The sequence below is a fragment of the Pseudomonas sp. N-1-13 genome, assembly GCF_057787095.1.
In genome coordinates, this window is record NZ_JBYNRI010000001.1 from 1943625 (window position 1) to 1964062 (window position 20438).

The following is a 20438-nucleotide window of genomic DNA, read 5'->3' on the forward strand; positions in this document are numbered from 1 at the left end:
AGCCGATTGGCAGGTGTGCAGAGATAGAGTTCTCACACGCTGAATCTGACAGGAGTATGGACATGTTAATGGCAAACCGCTTGATCCTGACCGCCTTTGCACTGGTGCTCAGTACGCCCACGTGGGCGTCACCGGGCCATTTTGATTTCGGCCAGCCTGCCTCGGCGGCCAAGGCCAGTCGCAGCATCGATGTGGTGATGGGGGACATGACCTTCGACCCCGGTGCACTTGATATCAAGGCTGGCGAGACCGTTCGGTTCGTGCTGATCAATAAAGGTCAGTTGCTGCATGAGTTCAACCTGGGCAATGCCGCGATGCACGCCCAGCATCAGCAGGAAATGCTCAAGATGCAACAGAGCGGACAACTGACCCCGACCGCAATGAAGCAAGGGATGGCCCATGACTCCATGGGGCACGGGGAGGCCGGCATGCGCCATGAAGACCCCAACAGTGTGCTGGTGGAGCCGGGCAAAACCGCCGAGCTGACCTGGACCTTCAACAAGGCCATGCGGCTGGAGTTCGCCTGTAATGTGCCCGGCCACTACCAGGCCGGGATGAAAGGCAAGCTGACAGTCAGTCAGTAAGCACTCAAAGGCTGGGGCAAAGGCTGATAGAATTGGCTGATTCTTCAGTCAGGTTTCCGTCATGCATCCCGCAGCCGAACATTCGCCGCTGGGCAAATCCAGCGAATACATCGCCACGTACACGCCGTCACTGCTGTTTCCGATCCCGCGCACCGCGAAATGGGCGGAACTGGGCCTGACGGCCGAGACCCTGCCGTACAAGGGCGTGGATTTCTGGAACTGTTTCGAGCTGTCATGGCTGCTGCCGTCTGGCAAACCGGTGGTGGCCATTGGTGAATTCGCAATCGCGGCGGATTCACCGAACATCATCGAATCCAAATCCTTCAAGCTGTACCTCAACTCGCTGAACCAGACGCCATTCGCTGATACCGCGAGCCTGGAAGCGACCTTGCGTCAGGACCTGTCGGCGGCCGCCGGTAAACCGGTGGGCGTGCGCATCCGCAGCCTCAAGGACGTGGAAAGTGAAGGGGTCGTGGCATTACCCGGCGTGTGCATCGATGACTTGGACATCACCGTCGACTCCTACGAGCATCCGCGCCCGGAGCTGCTGCGCTGCGATGATTCGCGCATCGTGGAGCAAAGCCTGCACAGCCATCTGCTCAAATCCAATTGCCCGGTGACGAGCCAGCCGGACTGGGGAAGCGTGGCGGTGCAATATCGCGGTGCGGCGCTGGACCCTGCCAGCCTGTTGGCCTACATCGTCAGCTTCCGCCAGCATTCGGATTTCCACGAACAGTGCGTGGAGCGGATCTTTCTCGACCTGCAACGCTTGCTCAAACCGGAAAAATTGACGGTGTATGCGCGCTATGTGCGGCGGGGTGGGCTGGACATCAACCCGTATCGCAGTACCGAAGAGGTGCAGCTGCCGAACCATCGCCTGGTCCGGCAATAAATAATCCTGTGGGAGCGAGCCTGCTCGCGATGAGTCAGGCACATTCAGCATTGATGTTGGCTGAGCCACCTATCGCGAGCGGGCTCGCTCCCACAGGGGATTGCATTTCATATCGTGAAAAATGAAAAGCCCCGCTATCAATAGCGGGGCTTTTTTGCATCTGGCGGGTTTAGATTCCCATGTTGCCCAAGGCTTGTACGATGTTGCGTAACGTCCCGGCAATAGTGGGGTGATCCAGTTCGAAGCGCTCGACGGCCAGGTTCACACCATCGACCAGGTCGGCATTCTGAAGCGAATTATCCAGTTCGATCTCGGCTTCGAGCTGAATCATCAGTTGATGCAGATTCTCGCGCTCCGGTTCGGAAAGCGGCGGGTTCTGTTCCAATTGCTCGCGCAGTTCATCAAGTTGTTTCTGCAATTCGCGGGCAGGCATTGGCGTACTCCCTTTATTGATAGGCACAGCCATGGACCGCGACGGTGCGTCAAAAGTCCGTGGCTTGCTTTAAGAGTAATCCACCCTCGTGCACCCTGCATGATCTCGGTCAGGGCTTTTCACCTTTGAGCCGACGCAGGCTGATATCCGCCAGGCAGGTGTCGAGTTCACCCAGGTGATCGATCACCGAATGCACGCCCAGGCCGAACAACTGCACGGTGGCCTTGGCGCGCTTGGTCTCTCGTTCCTGTTGGCTCAGGAGCTGCCATTCGTTCGGCGCCAGGCCACACAGCGAGCCGCAGGACGCCAGGCCGATGGTCCACAGGCCGGCATTGAGCCCCGACTGCAACAAGCGCGGCTCGCCGCTGACCAGCACGCAACCGTCCAATTGCTGGACGTTCAACGCCATCAAGGCCTGCCAGCAGGCATGCGGGGCCGGCCACGGATAATTTGTTGCTGGAAGTTGCGGCGATTTGATCCACGCCGGTAACGAAGCAGCCAGGCTATGAATGATGGCAGGTGGCAGTTCGTCGAGCCAGGCGCAGGGAATCTCCTGAAGCTGCAAAAGGCGCAGGCTTTCGAGGGCGCCGGGGGTTGGCTGCGAATGCTCGGTGGGCACTGCGCCTGACTGTCGCGCCCTTGCCCCGAAATCCACCAGACAACCGCTCAAGCCAAACAGTACGGCGGTCAGGCTGGGTGCGGGCAGGGGCAGGGTTTCGGCGCGGGGCATGGGAACGTCCTTGAAATATCCCGCAGCCTAACGTGCCTCAATGACAGTCCAATGACAGTGAAATGAAGGCGCCGGGTGCGGAAAAATCCTACGAGCAGCTTCTCTTTCAGTGCTGTCTATCCAAGCGTTCCGCTTTATACTAGCGCCCTTACCGCCTGGGCTCGGCGCCCTTGCCTGAATAATCCAAGGAGTTTTCCCTATGCGCTGGAGCCATTGTCTAGCTCAGCTGTGTTTGTCTGCCTGCGTCCTGCTAGTCCCCTTCGCCGCCCAGGCCGCAACGGAAGACGATCCTTGGGAAAGCATCAACCGCCCGATCTTTACCTTCAACGACACCGTTGATACCTACGCCCTCAAGCCGCTGGCCCAGGGTTATCAGTACGTGACGCCGCAGTTCCTCGAAGACGGCATCCACAACATGTTCCGCAACATCGGCGACGTAGGCAATCTGGCCAACAATGTTCTGCAGGCCAAGCCGGCCGCAGCCGGCGTCGACACGGCCCGGTTGATCTTCAACACCACCTTCGGTCTGTTGGGGTTCTTCGATGTGGGCACCCATATGGGCCTGCAACGCAGCGATGAAGATTTCGGCCAGACCCTGGGTTATTGGGGAGTCGGCAGTGGCCCGTACGTGATGCTGCCGTTGTTGGGACCAAGCACCTTGCGTGACGCGCCGGCCAAGCTTGTCGATGACTACACGGCCCCTTATCGTTACATCGACAACGTTTCGGTGCGTAACTCGATCTACGGCCTGAACATCGTCGATACCCGCGCCAGCCTGTTGTCCGCCGAAAAACTGGTGAGTGGCGACAAGTATGTGTTTATCCGCAACGCCTTCCTGCAGAACCGTGAATTCAAGGTCAAGGATGGCCAGGTCGAAGATGATTTTTAATTTCGCCCGGTAACCCCAGGAAGGCGGCCTCAGGGCCGCCTTCTTTGTTTTGAGGCACTGTTTAAGCAGGGATCGAACCTTCCATTGAGTTACGCTTCGCTCGGTTCTTATAACTCTCTGTACTTTGACAAACCAAGACGGCAAGCGGCTATCTGCATGAGCTTGAAACGCCCCGCGGATGGGAGTACCGTCTGCGCCTTAGAAGGGCACCTCTGATGTAACTGTGTGTAGGACAAGGGCCTACATCCGGTACGACAGAGAGGCTAGAAAGCGAATCCAGTAGTGAGCGCCAGGCCCAGTTGCCCAGCCCGCTACGCCAACCTAATTCTGGCGCCGTTTGCCCACATGCCAAAAACCAGTGCCACGCTGCTGATAATCGATGATGACGAAGTGGTGCGAGCCAGCCTCGCAGCCTACTTGGAAGACAGTGGTTTCAGCGTCCTGCAGGCCAGCAACGGTCAACAGGGTCTTCAGGTATTCGAGCAAGACAAGCCCGACCTGGTCATCTGCGACCTGCGCATGCCGCAGATGGGCGGACTCGAACTCATTCGCCAAGTCACCGAGCTTTCCTCGCAGACCCCGGTCATCGTGGTTTCGGGTGCGGGCGTGATGAACGACGCGGTCGAGGCGTTGCGCCTGGGCGCGGCCGATTACCTGATCAAGCCCCTTGAAGACTTGGCCGTGCTCGAGCACTCGGTGCGCCGGGCCCTGGACCGTTCGCGCCTGTTGGTGGAGAACCAGCGTTATCGCGAAAAGCTGGAAACCGCCAACCGCGAGCTGGAAGCCAGCCTGAACCTGTTGCAGGAAGACCAGAACGCCGGCCGCCAGGTGCAGATGAACATGTTGCCGGTCAGTCCCTGGACCGTCGACGATTTCCGTTTTGCCCACCAGATCATCCCGTCTTTGTATCTGTCGGGAGATTTCGTCGACTATTTCCGGGTCGATGAACGTCGAGTGGCGTTCTATCTGGCGGACGTTTCCGGCCATGGCGCTTCGTCAGCGTTCGTCACGGTACTGTTGAAGTTCATGACCACGCGCCTGCTGTTCGAATCCAAGCGCAACGGCACGTTGCCTGAGTTCAAGCCATCAGAAGTCCTTGGTCATATCAACCGGGGCCTGATCAGTTGTAAGCTGGGCAAACACGTGACAATGGTCGGTGGGGTCATCGACGAGGAGACGGGTTTGTTGACCTATAGCATCGGCGGTCATCTGCCGTTGCCTGTGTTGTATACGCCTGACAGTGTTCGTTACCTGGAAGGGCGTGGTTTGCCGGTGGGCCTGTTCAACGAGGCCACCTACGAAGACCACGTACTGGAACTGCCACCGACCTTCAGTTTGACGCTGATGTCTGATGGCATTCTGGACCTTTTGTCAGAACCTACACTCAAAGAGAAAGAAGCGGCCTTGCCTGAACGGGTAAGCGCAGCGGGCGGCAGCCTGGAAGGCTTGCGTCAAGTGTTTGGATTAGCCACGCTAGGGGAGATGCCGGATGATATCGCCCTGTTAGTGTTGAGCAGGAATCTTTGATGAGTACCGGTAGAATCCAGTTCGCCGAGCAGGACGGCACCTTTGTCCTGAAGTTTGTCGGTGAAGTGCGCCTGACCCTCTGTTCGGCGCTGGATGCGACTATTGAGCGGATCTTCACCGCGTTGAACTTCAACGCCATCGTGATCGACCTGACCGAAACCCGCAGCATCGACAGTACCACTCTGGGCCTGCTGGCCAAGCTGTCGATCCTGTCGCGGCAAAAGGTCGGCCTGCTGCCGACCGTGGTCACCACCCACAACGACATCACCCGGTTGCTGCAATCCATGGGCTTTGACCAGGTATTCAATATCGTCGGCGATCCCGTGCCATGCCCTGAGTGCCTGGACGATCTGCCCGATCAGGATCAATCGGAAGAGGAAGTGCGGATCAAGGTGCTGGAAGCCCATAAGATCCTCATGGGGCTGAACGACTCCAATCGTGAAGCGTTCCATGACCTGGTGAGTGCGCTGGAGCGGCCCTGATTCATAGGTTTGCGTAGACTGAGCGGGCCTCATCGCGAGCAAGCTCGCTCCCACAATGTTTATCTGCCCAGCGCCCCCTGTGGGAGCGAGCCTGCTCGCGATGGCGCCCGGCCAGCCGCCACCTTCCCAAGCCTATAAAAAAGGGCGAACCCACCCAGGTTCGCCCTCTTTATTACTTCGAAATCACCTCAAAGCTTGGCTTGCAGCAACGCCTCAAGCTTCTCCTGGTCCCGGGCGAACTGACGAATGCCTTCAGCCAGTTTCTCAGTCGCCATGGCGTCCTCGTTGGACAACCAGCGGAACTGCGCTTCATTGAGGCTCAAGCGCGCTTCGCCGGCTTGTCCAGGCGCCAGTTTGCGTTCCAGCTTGCCCTCGTCGGCGGCCAGTTTCTCCAGCAGATCCGGGCTGACCGTCAAGCGGTCGCAGCCGGCCAGTTGCTCGATCTGGTTGAGGTTGCGGAAGCTTGCGCCCATGACCACGGTCTTGTAGTCATTGGCCTTGTAGTAGTTGTAGATACGCGTCACCGACTGCACGCCCGGATCATCGGCACCGGTGTAGTCGTTGCCGTTGGCCTTCTTGTACCAGTCGTAGATGCGGCCGACAAAAGGCGAAATCAGGAACACGCCGGCATCGGCGCAAGCCGCAGCCTGGGCGAAGGAGAACAGCAGCGTCAGGTTGCACTGGATGCCTTCACGCTCCAGCTGCTCGGCGGCGCGAATACCTTCCCAGGTGGACGCGATCTTGATCAGCACGCGATCGCGGCCAACGCCGGCCTTTTCGTACAGGTCGATCAGGCGATGCGCACGTTTCAGCATGGCCTCGGTGTCGAACGACAGACGCGCATCCACTTCAGTGGAAATACGCCCCGGAATCACCTTGAGAATCTCTTGCCCGACCGCCACGCCAAAACGGTCGCTGGCCAGGCCTACATCGCCCTTGCAATCGGCCACACAGGCGTTCAGCAGCTCGGCGTAGCCTTGAATGGCCGAGGCCTTGAGCAGCAGGGAAGGGTTGGTGGTGGCATCCACGGGTTTAACGCGGGCGATGGCTTCGAAGTCGCCGGTATCGGCCACTACGGTAGTGAATTGTTTGAGTTGTTCCAGCTTGGAAGTCATGAGCGTGCTCTGTCCTATGGGTCTGTTGACATTACCCGAGGGCCGGCAGCCACTCAAGGGCGTGAAGGGGGATCGATGGCCCCAGCGGCAACAACCTGAAAACGGATGTTTGAAAGGCCGGGGCGGGTATCGGTAGATACGATGCCAAAACAGGACTCAGGTTCAAAGCAAGTGACAGTTAGCGTCCTTCCAGCATGCCCGCCGCCTGATCCAGCAGCGCCAACGGGTCTTTGGTTTTGTGGATGTCCACCGACAACAACTGCCGAAAACGGCGCGCCCCAGGAAACCCGGTACCCAGCCCCAGTACATGGCGAGTGATGTGATGCATCGCCCCGCCGGCGTCCAGGTGCTTGGCGATATAAGGCCGCAACTGCGCCAACGCCTCGGCCCGACTGATGACAGGCGCGCTGCTGCCAAACAGTTGTTGATCCACCTCGGCCAGCAGATACGGGTTGTGATACGCCTCGCGTCCCAGCATCACACCGTCGAATGTCTGCAAATGCTCGTGGCAGGCTTCCAGCGTCTTGATCCCGCCGTTGAGCACAATCTCCAGCTCCGGGAAATCCTTCTTCAACTGTGCCGCCACGTCATACCGCAGCGGCGGGATCTCACGGTTCTCCTTGGGCGACAGCCCTTCCAGAATCGCAATCCGCGCATGCACGGTAAAACTCGTACAACCGGCGTCACGCACCGTCCCGACGAACTCACACAACTGCTCGTAACTGTCCCGCCCGTTGATCCCGATCCGATGCTTGACCGTCACCGGAATCGACACAGCATCACGCATCGCCTTCACACAATCGGCCACCAGTTCAGGATGCCCCATCAGGCATGCACCGATCATGTTGTTCTGCACGCGATCGCTTGGGCAGCCGACGTTGAGATTGACCTCGTCATAGCCATGCTCCTGAGCCATCCGCGCGCACGCGGCCAAGTCGGCCGGGACACTGCCGCCGAGTTGAAGCGCCAGGGGGTGCTCGGCTTCGTGGTGGCGCAGGAAACGCTCGTGATCGCCGTTGAGCAACGCGCCAGTGGTGACCATCTCGGTGTAGAGCAGGGCGTGCTTGGAGAGGATGCGTAGGAAGAACCTGCAGTGGGGGTCAGTCCAGTCCATCATGGGGGCCACGCTGAAGCGGCGGGAAAGGGCTTGCGGTGATGCTGTGTGTGAGGGCATGAGGATCTGAGGTGACAAATGCGATGGGAGCGCAGTTTAACAGGAATGGGATGGCGAGGATGGAGAGCCAATCGGTTGGGCCAGAGTTAAATCGATGAACCCGCCATCCCCCGTACTGCAAGAATCTCCCGCGGATGGGCTGACCCGCCTGTCAGATTTTTCCTATACAAATTGACCAAGAAACTTGTACAAAGTTAACTGTATGTTCGTACAGTATTTTGGAAGTCGTGCGTCATGAGCTTTTCAGTTCTAGGCCCTATCGCTACGGGTGGCTTGAAGCTGCCTTTGTGTTCGTTTCGAGTACCCGCCGGGTTTCCTTCCCCGGCAGCGGACCACATCGAAGCGCACATCTCATTGGATGAGGTTCTGAACATTCGCGCCCCGCATGTCTACCTGGTTTCCATCGCCGGGGAGAGCATGCAGGGCGCTGGGATCTTTGAAGGGGACCTAGCCGTTGTGGATCGTGCGATGGAACCTGCGCATGGCCACATCGTCGTGGCGCTGCTAAACAACGAACCCGTATGCAAACGCCTTTGCATTCGTGGGAAGGAGGTAATTCTCCTGTCGGAGAACCCAAAGTACCCACCGAGGTACGTGCTCGAGGGCGACGAGCTGGTCGTTTGGGGCGTCATCACCTGCAGCGTGCGCAGCCATGTCTAAAGCCCAACCAGTTTTCGCCCTGATCGATTGCAACAGCTTCTACGCCAGTTGCGAAAGAGTGTTTCGCCCGGACCTGGCCCGCGTGCCCATCGTGGTGCTGAGTAACAACGACGGCTGTGTGATCGCCCGCAGCTACGATGCCAAGCCCTACGTGAAAATGGGCGAGCCGTATTTCCAGATCAAGCACAAGCTGCAGAAGCACGGCATCGTTCCGTTCTCGTCGAACTACGCGCTCTATGGCGATATGAGCGAGCGCGTTATGACCCTTATTGAATCAATGGTGCCTGCTGTCGAGGTTTACAGCATCGACGAAGCCTTTGCGGATCTCACCGGCATCGACGGCCGGGATGCTCTCGGCCGCATGATTCGCAGCCATGTGTTGCGCTGCACCGGTATCCCGGTCGGGGTGGGGATCGCTCATACCAAAACCCTGGCGAAGCTGGCGAATCACACGGCCAAGCGGCTCCAGGTGCAAACGGGCGGCGTGGTCGACATTTGCGACCCGTTCAAGCGCGACTGGGTGCTGCGCAACACCGACGTGTCTGAGGTCTGGGGTATCGGTCGCAAGATGAAGCTTCACCTGGACGCCATGGGTATCAAGACCGCGATGGACCTGGCGAAGGCCGACCCGTGGACGCTTCGCAAGAAGTTCAGCGTGGTGATCGAGAAGACCTCCCGGGAGCTGGCCGGCACGCCGTGCCTGGAGCTGGATGAACCGGACCCACCGAAGCAGGAAATCTGCTGTAGTCGGATGTTTGGTAAGCGGCTCACGGAGCTGGCACCGATCAAGGAGGCGGTAGCCACCTACATGATGCGGGCTTCGGAAAAGCTCAGGGCGCAGAAGTCACTTTGCAAGAAGATCCGCGTCAGTATCCGCACCGGCATGTTCAACCCGGAGGAGGCGAAGTACGCCAACGGCGTGTTGATTGACCTGCCGTACCCCACCGACGATGTGCGGCTGCTGACCAAGGCAGCGGTAGACGCGCTCGACCGGGTGTTCCGGCCAGGCTTCAAGTACAGCAAGGCTGAGGTGCTGTTGATGAACCTCTGTCAGCCGGGGGAGTACACCGACGACCTGTTTGCGACCTCCCAGCCTGCTAATGCCACAAAGTTGATGGCAGTGTTGGATCAGATCAACGGGCGATGGGGCAGGGGAATGCTGCGGTCTGCCAGTGTGCGAGTTAATCCGGATTGGGAGATGCGACGGGAGATGATGAGCCAGAGCTACACAACAATGCTGAATCAGCTATGGGTTGTTAACTGTAGATGATTATTAGTATTTAAGATATAAGTTGAGTAATGATTTGAGGGGCGATAATGGGGGCGAAAAAATGAAGAAATTTGAAGAGAGGGTTCAAAATATTCAGTCAAAACTTCGATGCTATAATGCTCTTAGCATACTGCGTTGCTCGCTTGAATATTTGTATGCGCCTACCAAGGGCAAGTTTGGACAGGTGTCTAAGCACCCCTGGTTAATTCTGTTGTTGATTAAGTGGGTGTATCTAGATCCTCTTGTAAATAATCCGATTAGAAGGCCGGATATTTCACAGCAAGAAATGCAAGAAATGTTGCAGTGCATATATGATCTTACGGATAGCGGGCGTATGCCTAATGAGTATGCTGATGTTCGACTATTCATGCGGGCTTTGGCCTATCAGCAATTTTTTCATCAAGTAAAGAGCGGCATGAGTGATGTTGCTCGGCAAGAGATACTATTTGCAAAGGTTCCAAAAAATCACTATTTCAAAACCCGGTTTTTAAAAGTGTCTGGCCTTTCAGTAGAAATTTTTTTACGTTTAGCATTATCGCTAATTGCACTTATCGATAGAGATGGTCCGGTTTTAAAGCGGACCGTTTTTTTTGAGTTGTCATCTTCTTTTTCACCTGTGGAGGTAGACGCTTTTTTACGATTGATCTCTATTGAAGTTTCGCAGTTGCATCAAGCTGTTGTAGGGAAGGACGAAGATTGCCGGCATCCTAATGAGTTCTTGCAGCAGACGTTTTTTCTGAATTTTCCACTTATTAATGTTGGTTCGGAATATTGGTGTGTCTCCCCTCATGTTCTTGAGCGTTCTTTAGGGTACTTTATATACGACTTCCTCAAGCGCGATGATCTTAATAAATTTAATAACCCTTTTGGCAAAGCTTTCGAAGGATACGTTGGTAGTTGGCTGGGCAAATCAAAATTGCAGGTCGCTGATGAAAAAGAACTAAAAAAAATTCTTGCAGGAGAAGGGAAGCTAGTAGATTTTATGGCCGTGGACGGAAATGCAAACGTCCTAATAGATGCTAAAGGTGTTGAAATGTCACAGGCTGGTATGGTTGCGTTGCAACGTGGAGATGTGCGTCGCGCAACCCAAACATCACTTATCAAAGCTTTCCAGCAGGGGCACGAAGTTTCCCATCGCTTAGCTTTGTTAAATGATAATCATCCAGTGATTCGTAAGCGAGATACAACCTATTTGCTAGCTGTGACATACAAAGAGCTTTATGTTGGCAATGGGATGACCTTGGCAAAAGTTGTTGGTAGGCAGGAGCTAGATAAAATACGAAGCAGTTATTCTGCGCAGGAGTTTATTCCTGAGGATAATATTTACTTTTTAACCGTGCATGAGTTCGAAAGGTTGATGTGTATGGTGGAAGCGGGGAAAATTGGATTGGTTGAAGCTTTGGAAAAGGCAAAAAAAGCTGATTCTGATCCTCGCACGCAAAAATTTAGCTTCGAGCTTCACATTAACGAATGGGCAAAAACGCTCGGTGGCGAGGGCGAGCAGCCACTTCGTAATGTGCTTAGAGACATGATGGATGAACTACTTGCCAGATTAGACTCTTAGTCTATTCATTGAATGAAATCAACGGTGGAAAGAGTCTTACTTTCGCCACGGACGCCACCAGGGCGCCTTGATTTTCGTATGGGTAGGTTGATAGCCAGCAATCCACTTTGAATATGAATCGTCTCCGGGTATCAGGCTAGGATCTATATTGGGGTCGATTACTAACTTCGAAATTGTCACACGGTTTTTTGAGACTCTTCGATACCTGTCTCTTAGTTCCATGGCGTGTAGGTGAAGGCTTTCACATAGCTTTTTACTGAAGAAAATAATGTCATCTGCAGTTGTATATATATCCCTGATGCTGTCGGCATATCCTCTGTGCGTTACACCGTCGCGAGGCTCGCCAAAATACATATCTTCGAACTTGAGGTCCTTGGGGAGTGTTTTATTGATGAAGAGTTCAATAATGCCATTTCGATTTGCCAAAGCGTCAAGGTGGCTATCAACAGCAATTTTCAGATGAAGAAGGGCCCGCACGGCACCTACAGATGATGAGATTTCAGTAAGTACGAGCGTGTGTAAGGCGCTGATTGGTATGGTTACGCAGGTTACCTTTTCCAGATTTACTGGACCTTTCAGTTTCTCGATAAAATCCTCAGGATTCTCTTTAAAAATTTTAACTTCTTCTTCGTAAGCGGTTTTGAGTGGTAGAGCACTGTGTACTTTGCTTGATAGGCCAATATTGAAAATTGCTTGACCTAACAATAATGCCGAATTGGTGCTGCGAATCTCTCTAAGGAGTTCTTCTTGGAGTTTACTTTTCGCTGCGATGCGCTGAGCAGCCCATGCACCTGCATATGCTCCAGCCAATGCACCAAAGAGAGTTGTGAAAAGTGACGAATTACCAAAATTTTCCAGCCATCCTAGGCATGGAAAGAACGACGCCGTGCTTGAATACAATCCACATACTGGTTCCCACAAATATGCCATCGTTTTTCCCTCCCTCAACGCCACGGGACATTTTTGTGGCATAAGCCAACGATCATAGCGGGGGCGGCAACAGAGAGGCAATTCGGCGGCCACGGATTGGGCTGGCAGATGTGAATTGTTAACCTGTCTTCCGAGTACCGATCCCCAAAAACGTGTATTCGAGCAGCACCGCCCGAATCAAAGAAGCCAAGCCGCGATTGCTAAGAATTTGCTACATGAGGGATTCAAAAAGCGGTTCTAAGCAAGCAGGGCGGTGGGCGTTGCGATTAATCCGTCCAATCCATCATCGGTCTATCTCGTGCGGATGTGTCCCGAGCCTTGGGGAAAACCGCACGCCAAACCACGCCACTCAATGCCCAGTATGCATTTACTACGCAAGCGTGAGTTCTGGCTTTACAGCCCGAAAATACGGCCTTCAAATCCCAAGCTACAGAGGTCATGAACGCGCAAAAATAAGCGTTATCCCAGCCCTTGGGCTTGCAGAACAAAGACTGGGAAATCCTTGCTTAGATTTCTTGGTAAAAAGAGATCGTCTCTTTCAGCGGGGCTGAAAACTCATAGATCTCGTCCAGCGAGTTAATAGGATGGCGCGTTTCGACTTTGTCTTTGTCGAAAATCCCAAGATATTTTTGACTACGATTGAAGTGAAGTCTTGCGATAGGTTTTCGGTTGTTGTCGTCTAGGAGGATGCCGAAGTAGCTCTGCGTGTCTCTGCTAGCTATGCGCTTTGCGTCTATGACGGTCCGGACAATCGCTTTGATGATATGAAAACCTTCCAACTCCTCCATCGTAGTCAGAATGCGGTCTTCAGGCTCCTCTTGGGCTTCAGCCTGATTTTCAGCGACGACCGATTCTGCGAGCGTGGGAAACGTGGCTTTGCTCATCGCTGACTTCAATCTGTCGTTGATCTGGTCACTGAGAAACTGGGAAGCGGCTTTCCTGGTGAGCTGAGTGAACTGATCTCGGATTTTTTGGGTGATAACCCCTTCGTAGACACGCGATGCGAAGAAACGAACGAAATCATCATCAGGCTGGGTGAACTGCTTAGCTATTTCCTTTTTTATGTTTCCCACGTACTTCAGTTCGCCTGCGGCATTGATGATTGAATCAACATCGAAAGCGGATTTCGTAAGCTTTTGAAGCTCAGGGATGACGTGCTCATCAATATTAAGCAGATCGACTTCTAAAAATGGCTTCTCATCCATTTTGTTTGGTGCATCAAGATCAGTGTAGAACCGATAGAACCTTCCATTTGTAAGGATGGAGATTCGGGCAGTGGTGACATGGAAATATCGGAAAAGTTGGCTCGCATGGTTAATATTGAGCGGCTCGCCGACTTTTTTTGTTTCGATCAATATCTGGATTTGGCCGTCTTTCAAGATCGCGTAATCAATCTTTTCTCCTTTTTTCGTGCCGACATCGCAAACGTATTCGGGGACGACTTCGGATGGGTCGAACACATCATAGCCCAGCACGGTATGAATGAACGGCATGACAAAAGCAGTCTTTGTTGCTTCCTCAGTTTGTATCGTCGACGCTAGCTGATTAACCTTAGCTGACATTGCGTTCAAGCGTTCTACAAAATCCATTTGCCTGCTCCGTTGCACGTTCACCCGATTGGGGGCGTAGAGGCGCAACGCTACTATGTATGGATCCGCTCCTGCTACTGGTATTCCATCCACGCTGGATACCTGGCCAGGTGAATGATTTTGGGGGTATCCGCTATCTCGCTCTGAGTCGCTTCTGATTTTTTGCGTTTTAGCGAGAAATTCAGGTAGTCATAAGCATAAACCCCCCGACTTTATTATCTCTAAACACCAAGCAGAACCCGCCCACATAGTGGTGTAATTATGCTCCGCCAGACAAAAACTCGGATTCTAATCGGCCCGGGGGGCAAAAATGGGGCAAATCGTACGCCAAACCATGCCATTCAATGCCCGCTATGCTTTTACGCAAGCAGGCAAGAATGGGCGTTACAGCCAGCGAATACGAACCTCTTCCGCCAAAAACGCCACATACCCAGCACCATTGGCACGGATAGCGCTATGTTCTAGCTGGGGATTTTCTGGCAAGACCACCAAGCCGAATAGGGAGCGGCATGGTGAACTGTCTTTGATCGCGAAGGATTAGTTGAATTGAAATTGATATCCGTCCTCTGTTTTATAAATGCGGGGCCAGTTATAACTGTCCTTACCATTGCTGACCATTTCGCCAAATGTCCCGAAGCATCCTGTGTTCATATGGCTGCAAGAGGCTGAAACGCCAGAGTCGGGAACTTGGTTCGAATCTATCCATTGCCAGCCTCCGTCAGAGGTTATCTCGGCGGACACAGCCCAAAATTGGCCGTTATACCAGTCGCCGCTTATTTTGCGATGAACCATTCCATAGGATCCCGCGTAATTACTCATTTGAAAAACGACCCATTTTTGTGCGTCAGCGCACATAAATCCATCTATTCCCTTGGAGTTGGGGTGGACGGCGCGAGTGCGAGCACTATGGGGTCCGTGCGCAGCCATCCATTCAATTTCAGTGCTATTGTTGGAGTCGACCCAGTTCACGGTTGCGGTTCCTCCCGGGGCAATAGGCTGCGGTGTATCTATTGATTTTATACAATATCCATGCATGCTGGTTATGCTTATTGTGTCTCTGCTATTGTTTTTAATAGTAAAGCTATGGGGCGCCTCTGCGTGGACTACATTGGTTGCGGTTAGCAAAACAACAACAGCGGCGGCAAGATTACCGATTACAGCGCAGGGTTGACGAATCATCTATGAACTCCATGTAGATAGGTTTGTTGTCATCGAGCGGGCAGCGGCATCAATCAGTTCTTTGCGGAATTCCCTCTTTAACTCTGTTGCCTATGAGCGGAAAATATAGGCTCATATATAAGTAGCATCTGGCGTATTGCCTGCGTGCTAAAATAAAATGTAGCAGGTTTTTGGGCTCGCACTAAAATTTCGCAAGGCTTAAGCACTCCCCAATCTTTGAGGATGATGGACCAAGCGTTTCACGCTGGAGGTAGCGCGGCTGACATCGGTTCCTATCGGCGCAAAGGCACCTTCGCTCAGTCAATTGCACCAGAGCAGCGGATTGATTTTTTCTTAGAATTGAGTGAGGTCCAGGTACCCCCGCTTATGCATAAGGGCGAGGGTGATGAATATTAAGGTGCAATAGTTGTCCGCGTTGTCGATTTCGTGTGGTTTGAGGTTGGCAGTGGAATAGAGGTTGATATCTTCTGTTTCCTCGGTGGGCGTATTGTAGGAGTCGTCATTCGATCCAATCAGTAAATGCGTCAGCTCATGCAGTAGGGTGTATAGATAAAACTCGTTCTGGAATCCTGCAATCTTAGGTGTATGCCGTGCGTTCAACTCAATGCAGGGCTGATTAATCAGGATGCATAATTCAACTCCCATGAGATCCAGGAAGGCCAGGCCGTAGGTTTCTTCAGACTCTGTTGCGTCAGGGGATGTAATGGGTTGGTAAATATGACGGAAAGTGTTCAGGTCTGTGTAGATGATTTCTGATTGGAGTATTGGTTGCTGGATCAGTGACAATATCAAGCGGAGCTTTTTTCGCAGATGCTCCCGGTCATTGAACAGATCATCTATGTGCGTGCTGATGTGCTGGGAGATGCAGGCTGGTGAGGGTGTGTTTTCGTCAAGGGTGGCGAGAATCAACTCTATCGCCGGGGGTACGGCAGTGTTGATAAAACTGTTGCTCAAGTTAAGAAGTCGAGTGTCAAGGGGCAAATCGATAAGGGGGGTGTCTTTAACGGCCTCGTATTGTTGAATAAAAGCCTGCATGTTGTGTTCATTGGGTTTTAATGCGCTGAGAATGTCTTCGTCAGACATTTCCAAGGCGGAATGATATCCAAGCTGCTGAAAGCGTTTTTTTGCATAAGTCAGTTTTTCCGTAGGGCAGGCAATAATGAAATTCTTCATTTTTTGCATGGCGGCTGCGGTGGTGATAGTGGTGAACTTCATGGCGAACTGCTCGTACTTGGTTTTGTGTGAGGCGCCGGACTATGGATTTTGGAATAAAAGTTGGCAAGAAGTGATGTGTAAACAAGTGCGATAAGTGTTGTCGTGGAGCGGGTCTGCCTGAAGAACTCTTGCTGGACTTAATAGTTGCTTATGTTGGAAATGAATTCGCGATGTAATCGGAGCGGGGTTGCTCACGAAGGCGATCTGCCTGCCAATCAAGTGCTGACTGGCACACCGCCTTCGCGAGCAAGCCCGCTCTCACAGTGGGAGTGTGTGGTAGCGGCTAGCGTGGGTCGACGTTATCCAGCGCTCGGTTCGCCAGCAAGCCGCTCAGTTCGATCAGTTGCTGAATGCCCAGGGCGACGTGGCGCCGGGAACCTTCCAGATCGAAGGCCAGGTCGCTGACCATGGCATTGGCCGAGGCCAGGGTTTCGCTGAGGTTGGCGAGCAGGGCTTCGGTGTCGATGCCGTTGACGACGGTGAAGACTTGGCTTGGAGCAGGCTCGGGCTTGGTGGGTTTGGGCTTGAGGTAGAAGTCGAGGGCGCGGTCGGCGGCTTTGTCGAATTCTTTGGTGTTGAGGGTGGTTGGATCGGTGTCTGGCGGATTAGGTGTTGGTTTGAACATAGATGAAACTCCAGGTAAGAAATTGGAGCCATCCCTTTCGCTACCAAACGAAGGGAGGTGGCCATACGAAGGTTGGTAGACCGGTTACCTGGCAACCCGGCGCGTCCGAGGACGCCCTGCGCATGACCACCATAAAACAGAGGGCATAGAAATCCCCTGCGTCAGGTTGCACGTGCACCAGGAAAACCGGGCTACCAAACCCGATCGCTGATTCGTCAGCGACCGGAAAACGATAAAGCCCGACCCCAAGGCGCACAAGCCGGCGGATTCTGGCGTAGTTGTAGGCAACGGCGCAAGGCGAGGCGGTCAGGTCCTACGCCGTGGCTGGCGGGATAAACATTTGGCCTTTCGGTGTCAGTAAACCCAGACCTCCACCCGCCGATTCCTCACCCGGCCTTCATCCTCGCTGTTGGCCGCCACCGGCATCAGGGCGCCGAAGCCGCGTACTTCGCGCAGCGCCACACCGTGTTTGACCAATTCGCGCCGCACTGCCATGGCCCGCAACCGGGATAGAAGGTCGGCGCGTGCCGGGTCGTCCTTGGCGTCGCCAAACCCAACCAGCGTCACTCGGCGGTCGAGCTTGTCGTGCTGCTTTATATAGGCGAGCACACGCCCCAGGTCCTGCTGGGCCTTGTTGTCGAGGCTGGCGCTGCCTTCTTCGAAGCGAAAGTTGACCGACAGCCGTTGGGCATGGCGGCTCAGGGCCTGATAACCCTCAGGCATCAGCGCATTGGGGGTGACGGCCATGGCCTGGACGGTTTGTGCGATGAACCCGTTGGCCGCGACGATGGCCTGGCCCTTTTCGCTTTGGGTGAACTCAACCAGTGCCTCGGCCCACGGGTTGGTTTCTTGCGGTGGCAGGTAAAAGAACAGCCTGCGCGACAAAGGGTAGTCTTCGGTGGCGATCAGGTGGGTCAGCGGCATCATGGGCTGGGAGTCGCCGTCGACAATCGCCAGCGCCTTGGCCTGGCGCACGTAGGGCAAACCGATGAAACCGATGCCTTGCCGGTCCTGGCTGACAGCGTCGGAAAGCTGTTCGCTGGATTCGAAGCGCTGGGCAGAAGGGGCCAGGCGTTTTCCCTGTCGGTTGAGCACCAGTTCCTTGAAGGTGTCGTAGGTGCCGGATTGCTCATCCCTGGCGTAGAGATGAATCGGGCCGCCGGCGCCGCCCACCGATTCCCAGGTGTTTACCTCGCCGCTGAATATCTTCGCCAGTTGCCGGGTGTCGAGCTGGCGCAGCGGGTTTTGTGGATGAAGAATGATCGCCAGGCCATCGATGGCGATGACCTGTTCGGCGCTGGGATTTTTCAGGTCCCCCAGATGTGCCAGCTCCCTGAGCTCGCTGTCCTTGATTGGTCGCGAAGAGGCCGCCAGTTCGGCGCTGGCGTGCTTGAGGGCGGAAAACCCGGTGCTGGAACCATGGGCGGCAATGTCGATTTCCACCCGCCGACCATCGGCGGCCTGGCCGACGATACGCTGCTCGTTCTCACGGTCGGTGATTTCGGTACGGACCTTGAGCAGCCCCTGATCCACCATCAGCGCCTTGACCAGCGCCGGCCCCAGCGTGGCGCCGATGGTGTTCGAGCCTTGCAGGCGCAGCGCGGGGCCGTGTTCGGGAATCGGCAGGCCGCTGGCCCATGCCGTAAGCGGCAGCCAGAGGCCCATGAAAAAAACAACGCGCAGCCGCATGCCGACACCTTCTGAACCTGAGGAAGTGCCGGAAGATTAAGTCAGTCAGGTTACTGAAAAGTGACAGGCGTGCGACTTGTCAGAAGCTGCGTTCTGTGGGAGCAAAGCTTGCTCGCGATCCAGGCGACTCGGTTTAACGGCGGGACCGTGTCATCGTTCATCGCGAGCAAGCTTAGCTCCCACAGGCTTGTGCAAGGTTTGTGTATGCCCTGGATTTAGCTCAACTGCAGCCAGATCGGCGCATGGTCCGAAGGTTTCTCCATGCCGCGCAGTTCATAATCCACCCCGGCATCCTTGACCCGTGGCAGCAGCCCATGGGAGGTGAGGATCAGGTCGATGCGCAGGCCACGCTTGGGCTCGTCTTCGAAACCGCGGCTGCGGTAGTCGAACCAGCTGAAGCGGTCGGTGACGTCCGGGTTCAGGTGCCGGAAGCTGTCCACCAGGCCCCAGTTCTTCAGGCGTGCCATCCACTCGCGCTCTTCCGGCAGGAAGCTGCATTTGCCGGTTTTCAGCCAGCGTTTCATGTTGTCCGGGCCGATGCCGATGTCGCTGTCTTCCGGGGAAATGTTCACGTCGCCCATCACCACTACGGGCTGGTCGTTGCTGAAACGGCTTTCCAGAAGTTGCTGCAGGTCGTTGTAGAAACGCTCCTTGGCCGGGAACTTGGTCGGGTGGTCGCGGCTTTCGCCTTGGGGGAAGTAACCGTTCATGATGGTCACCGGCACGCCGTTGGCATCGGCGAAGGTGCCCCAGATGAAACGCCGCTGGGCGTCTTCCTCGTCGCTCTCGAAGCCTTTGTGCAACGTCAGTGGAGCCTGGCGGGAGAGCAGGGCGACGCCGTAGTGGCCCTTCTGCCCATGGTAATGCACGTGATAACCCAGGGCCTGCACCTCGGCCAGGGGGAACTGCTCGTCGTGGACCTTGGTTTCCTGCAGGCCGATCACGTCTGGCTGGTGCTTCTCGATCAGCGCCGCCAGCTGATGGGGGCGGGCGCGCAGCCCGTTGATGTTGAAGGAGACGATCTTCATGGTCGGCTGTCCTGGCAAAACTGCGATGCTAGCTGACATGTAGGAGCACGGCCAGCGTGGCAGTAGGACAAATGCGCTGCTAATGTCCTGTGCATGTAGGAACGATCAGAGCCTAATCGGGTTCGTACTCAATAAGAGCGGGGCCTCACCGAGCCTCGCCCAGGAGATTGACCGTCATGCCAGAAACCGCCACCGCCATCGCCGACATCCATATGCTCGACAGCGGTTATTCCCGCGAGGCACGTTCATTGCTCTACCAGGCCTATCGTCATGAACCGACCTTCAGCTTCCTGTTCGAATCCGAGCGGCCCGGTTATGAACATCGGGTACGGGCCACGGTGCGTGAGTTGGTCAAACAGCATTTTCTCCAGGATCTGCCGGCCATCGGCTTGCTGGTCAACGACCGCCTGATCGGCATCGCACTGATTGCTCCCCCGCAGCGCCGCCTGGGTATCACTGAAAGCTGGGCCTGGCGCCTGCGTATGGTGTTGAGCACCGGCTTTCGCTGCACCCGGCGTTACCTGGACTACCATGCCGCAGTGACGGCTTGCCTGCCGTCGGATTCTGTCCATGTATTGCCACTGCTGGGGGTGCATCCACAGTTCCAAGGCCAACACTTCGGCGAACAGTTACTGACGGCGGTGCATAACTGGTGTGCGGTGGACGAGAACTCCCAAGGCGTGGTGCTGGACACCGGCAACCCACGTTACCTGGAGTTCTATAAACGTCAGGGTTATGAGGAAATCGGCGAGATTGCGGTAGGACCCGTCCGCGAACATGTCTTCTTTCACGCCAACCCGCAGGTATTGCAGAGCGCGACGGCGTAATCCGGGGAAACTTTTGAGACATGTCCGGCTCTATCA

20 protein-coding genes are annotated in these 20438 nt (G+C 55.0%); 9 read left to right on the plus strand and 11 right to left on the minus strand.

The window, feature by feature from the left end; translation table 11 throughout:
- The first annotated feature begins 62 nt into the window (after positions 1-62).
- The gene (gene copI / locus AC3I65_RS08810) at positions 63-584 is read left to right on the plus strand and encodes a copper-resistant cuproprotein CopI (RefSeq protein WP_047227226.1); all 522 of its coding nucleotides are present in this window, start codon (positions 63-65) and stop codon (positions 582-584) included.
- Between the two features lie 61 nt (positions 585-645).
- Positions 646-1476 (plus strand): NADPH-dependent 7-cyano-7-deazaguanine reductase QueF, encoded by an 831-nt coding sequence (gene queF / locus AC3I65_RS08815; protein ID WP_139050702.1) that lies wholly within the window; start codon positions 646-648, stop codon positions 1474-1476.
- A 169-nt stretch (positions 1477-1645) separates the two neighbouring features.
- Here the strand turns inward: queF and AC3I65_RS08820 are convergent, their stop codons facing one another.
- Positions 1646-1909 (minus strand): DUF4404 family protein, encoded by a 264-nt coding sequence (locus tag AC3I65_RS08820; protein ID WP_047227228.1) that lies wholly within the window; start codon positions 1907-1909, stop codon positions 1646-1648.
- A 109-nt stretch (positions 1910-2018) separates the two neighbouring features.
- The gene (gene pcrP / locus AC3I65_RS08825; protein WP_160893000.1) at positions 2019-2639 is read right to left on the minus strand and encodes an HAD superfamily inactivated hydrolase PcrP; all 621 of its coding nucleotides are present in this window, start codon (positions 2637-2639) and stop codon (positions 2019-2021) included.
- 199 nt (positions 2640-2838) lie between these two features.
- Between pcrP and AC3I65_RS08830 the strand changes: the two genes are divergently transcribed.
- From AC3I65_RS08830 to rssC, 3 genes are all read left to right on the plus strand, one after another.
- The gene (locus tag AC3I65_RS08830) at positions 2839-3528 is read left to right on the plus strand and encodes an MlaA family lipoprotein (protein WP_488523637.1); all 690 of its coding nucleotides are present in this window, start codon (positions 2839-2841) and stop codon (positions 3526-3528) included.
- Positions 3529-3873: 345 nt separating this feature from the next.
- On the plus strand, positions 3874-5055 hold the full coding sequence (rssB, locus tag AC3I65_RS08835) for a two-component system response regulator RssB (protein ID WP_047227231.1): 1182 nt from the start codon (positions 3874-3876) through the stop codon (positions 5053-5055).
- A complete protein-coding gene (rssC, locus tag AC3I65_RS08840) occupies positions 5055-5537 on the plus strand; it encodes an anti-sigma factor antagonist RssC (protein WP_047227232.1) in 483 nt (160 codons plus the stop codon). The genes rssB and rssC overlap by 1 nt, the downstream gene beginning before the upstream one ends.
- A gap of 188 nt (positions 5538-5725) precedes the next feature.
- Here rssC and tal read toward each other — a convergent pair whose 3' ends face one another.
- Both tal and dusA read right to left on the minus strand, forming a co-directional pair.
- Positions 5726-6652: a transaldolase gene (gene tal, locus AC3I65_RS08845; protein ID WP_047227233.1), complete on the minus strand. Its 927-nt coding sequence runs from the start codon at positions 6650-6652 to the stop codon at positions 5726-5728.
- A 178-nt stretch (positions 6653-6830) separates the two neighbouring features.
- Positions 6831-7826, minus strand: coding sequence for a tRNA dihydrouridine(20/20a) synthase DusA (gene dusA, locus AC3I65_RS08850; protein WP_160892998.1), 996 nt, complete (start codon positions 7824-7826; stop codon positions 6831-6833).
- A gap of 234 nt (positions 7827-8060) precedes the next feature.
- On the opposite strand from dusA, the gene AC3I65_RS08855 reads away from it, so the two are divergent.
- The 3 genes from AC3I65_RS08855 to gapS1 all read left to right on the plus strand — a co-directional run bounded on the left by AC3I65_RS08855 (position 8061) and on the right by gapS1 (position 11320).
- The gene (locus tag AC3I65_RS08855) at positions 8061-8486 is read left to right on the plus strand and encodes a LexA family protein (RefSeq protein ID WP_173407140.1); all 426 of its coding nucleotides are present in this window, start codon (positions 8061-8063) and stop codon (positions 8484-8486) included.
- Positions 8479-9756 (plus strand): translesion error-prone DNA polymerase V subunit UmuC, encoded by a 1278-nt coding sequence (gene umuC / locus AC3I65_RS08860; RefSeq protein WP_488523638.1) that lies wholly within the window; start codon positions 8479-8481, stop codon positions 9754-9756. Before AC3I65_RS08855 ends, umuC begins: the two co-directional genes overlap by 8 nt.
- A gap of 61 nt (positions 9757-9817) precedes the next feature.
- Positions 9818-11320 carry a GapS1 family protein gene (gapS1, locus tag AC3I65_RS08865; RefSeq protein ID WP_488523639.1) on the plus strand — a complete coding sequence of 501 codons (1503 nt, stop codon included), beginning with the start codon at positions 9818-9820 and terminating at the stop codon, positions 11318-11320.
- A 36-nt stretch (positions 11321-11356) separates the two neighbouring features.
- Here gapS1 and AC3I65_RS08870 read toward each other — a convergent pair whose 3' ends face one another.
- From AC3I65_RS08870 to xthA, 7 genes are all read right to left on the minus strand, one after another.
- Entirely contained in the window at positions 11357-12250 is an 894-nt protein-coding gene (locus tag AC3I65_RS08870) for a hypothetical protein (protein WP_188251490.1), read from the minus strand.
- 506 nt (positions 12251-12756) lie between these two features.
- The gene (locus AC3I65_RS08875) at positions 12757-13839 is read right to left on the minus strand and encodes a type I restriction endonuclease (protein ID WP_188251491.1); all 1083 of its coding nucleotides are present in this window, start codon (positions 13837-13839) and stop codon (positions 12757-12759) included.
- A gap of 537 nt (positions 13840-14376) precedes the next feature.
- Complete coding sequence (locus AC3I65_RS08880) at positions 14377-15018, minus strand: hypothetical protein (RefSeq protein WP_188251492.1); 642 nt, start codon at positions 15016-15018, stop codon at positions 14377-14379.
- Between the two features lie 333 nt (positions 15019-15351).
- Positions 15352-16233: a hypothetical protein gene (locus AC3I65_RS08885; RefSeq protein WP_288915676.1), complete on the minus strand. Its 882-nt coding sequence runs from the start codon at positions 16231-16233 to the stop codon at positions 15352-15354.
- Positions 16234-16516: 283 nt separating this feature from the next.
- On the minus strand, positions 16517-16858 hold the full coding sequence (locus AC3I65_RS08890; RefSeq protein ID WP_107322893.1) for a DUF6124 family protein: 342 nt from the start codon (positions 16856-16858) through the stop codon (positions 16517-16519).
- A gap of 354 nt (positions 16859-17212) precedes the next feature.
- A complete protein-coding gene (locus tag AC3I65_RS08895; protein WP_288915679.1) occupies positions 17213-18547 on the minus strand; it encodes a substrate-binding domain-containing protein in 1335 nt (444 codons plus the stop codon).
- 215 nt (positions 18548-18762) lie between these two features.
- Complete coding sequence (gene xthA / locus AC3I65_RS08900) at positions 18763-19575, minus strand: exodeoxyribonuclease III (protein ID WP_047229304.1); 813 nt, start codon at positions 19573-19575, stop codon at positions 18763-18765.
- Positions 19576-19751: 176 nt separating this feature from the next.
- Here xthA and AC3I65_RS08905 point away from each other — a divergent pair, with 176 nt between their 5' ends.
- Positions 19752-20402 carry a GNAT family N-acetyltransferase gene (locus AC3I65_RS08905; RefSeq protein WP_173407135.1) on the plus strand — a complete coding sequence of 217 codons (651 nt, stop codon included), beginning with the start codon at positions 19752-19754 and terminating at the stop codon, positions 20400-20402.
- Positions 20403-20438 lie beyond the last annotated feature (36 nt).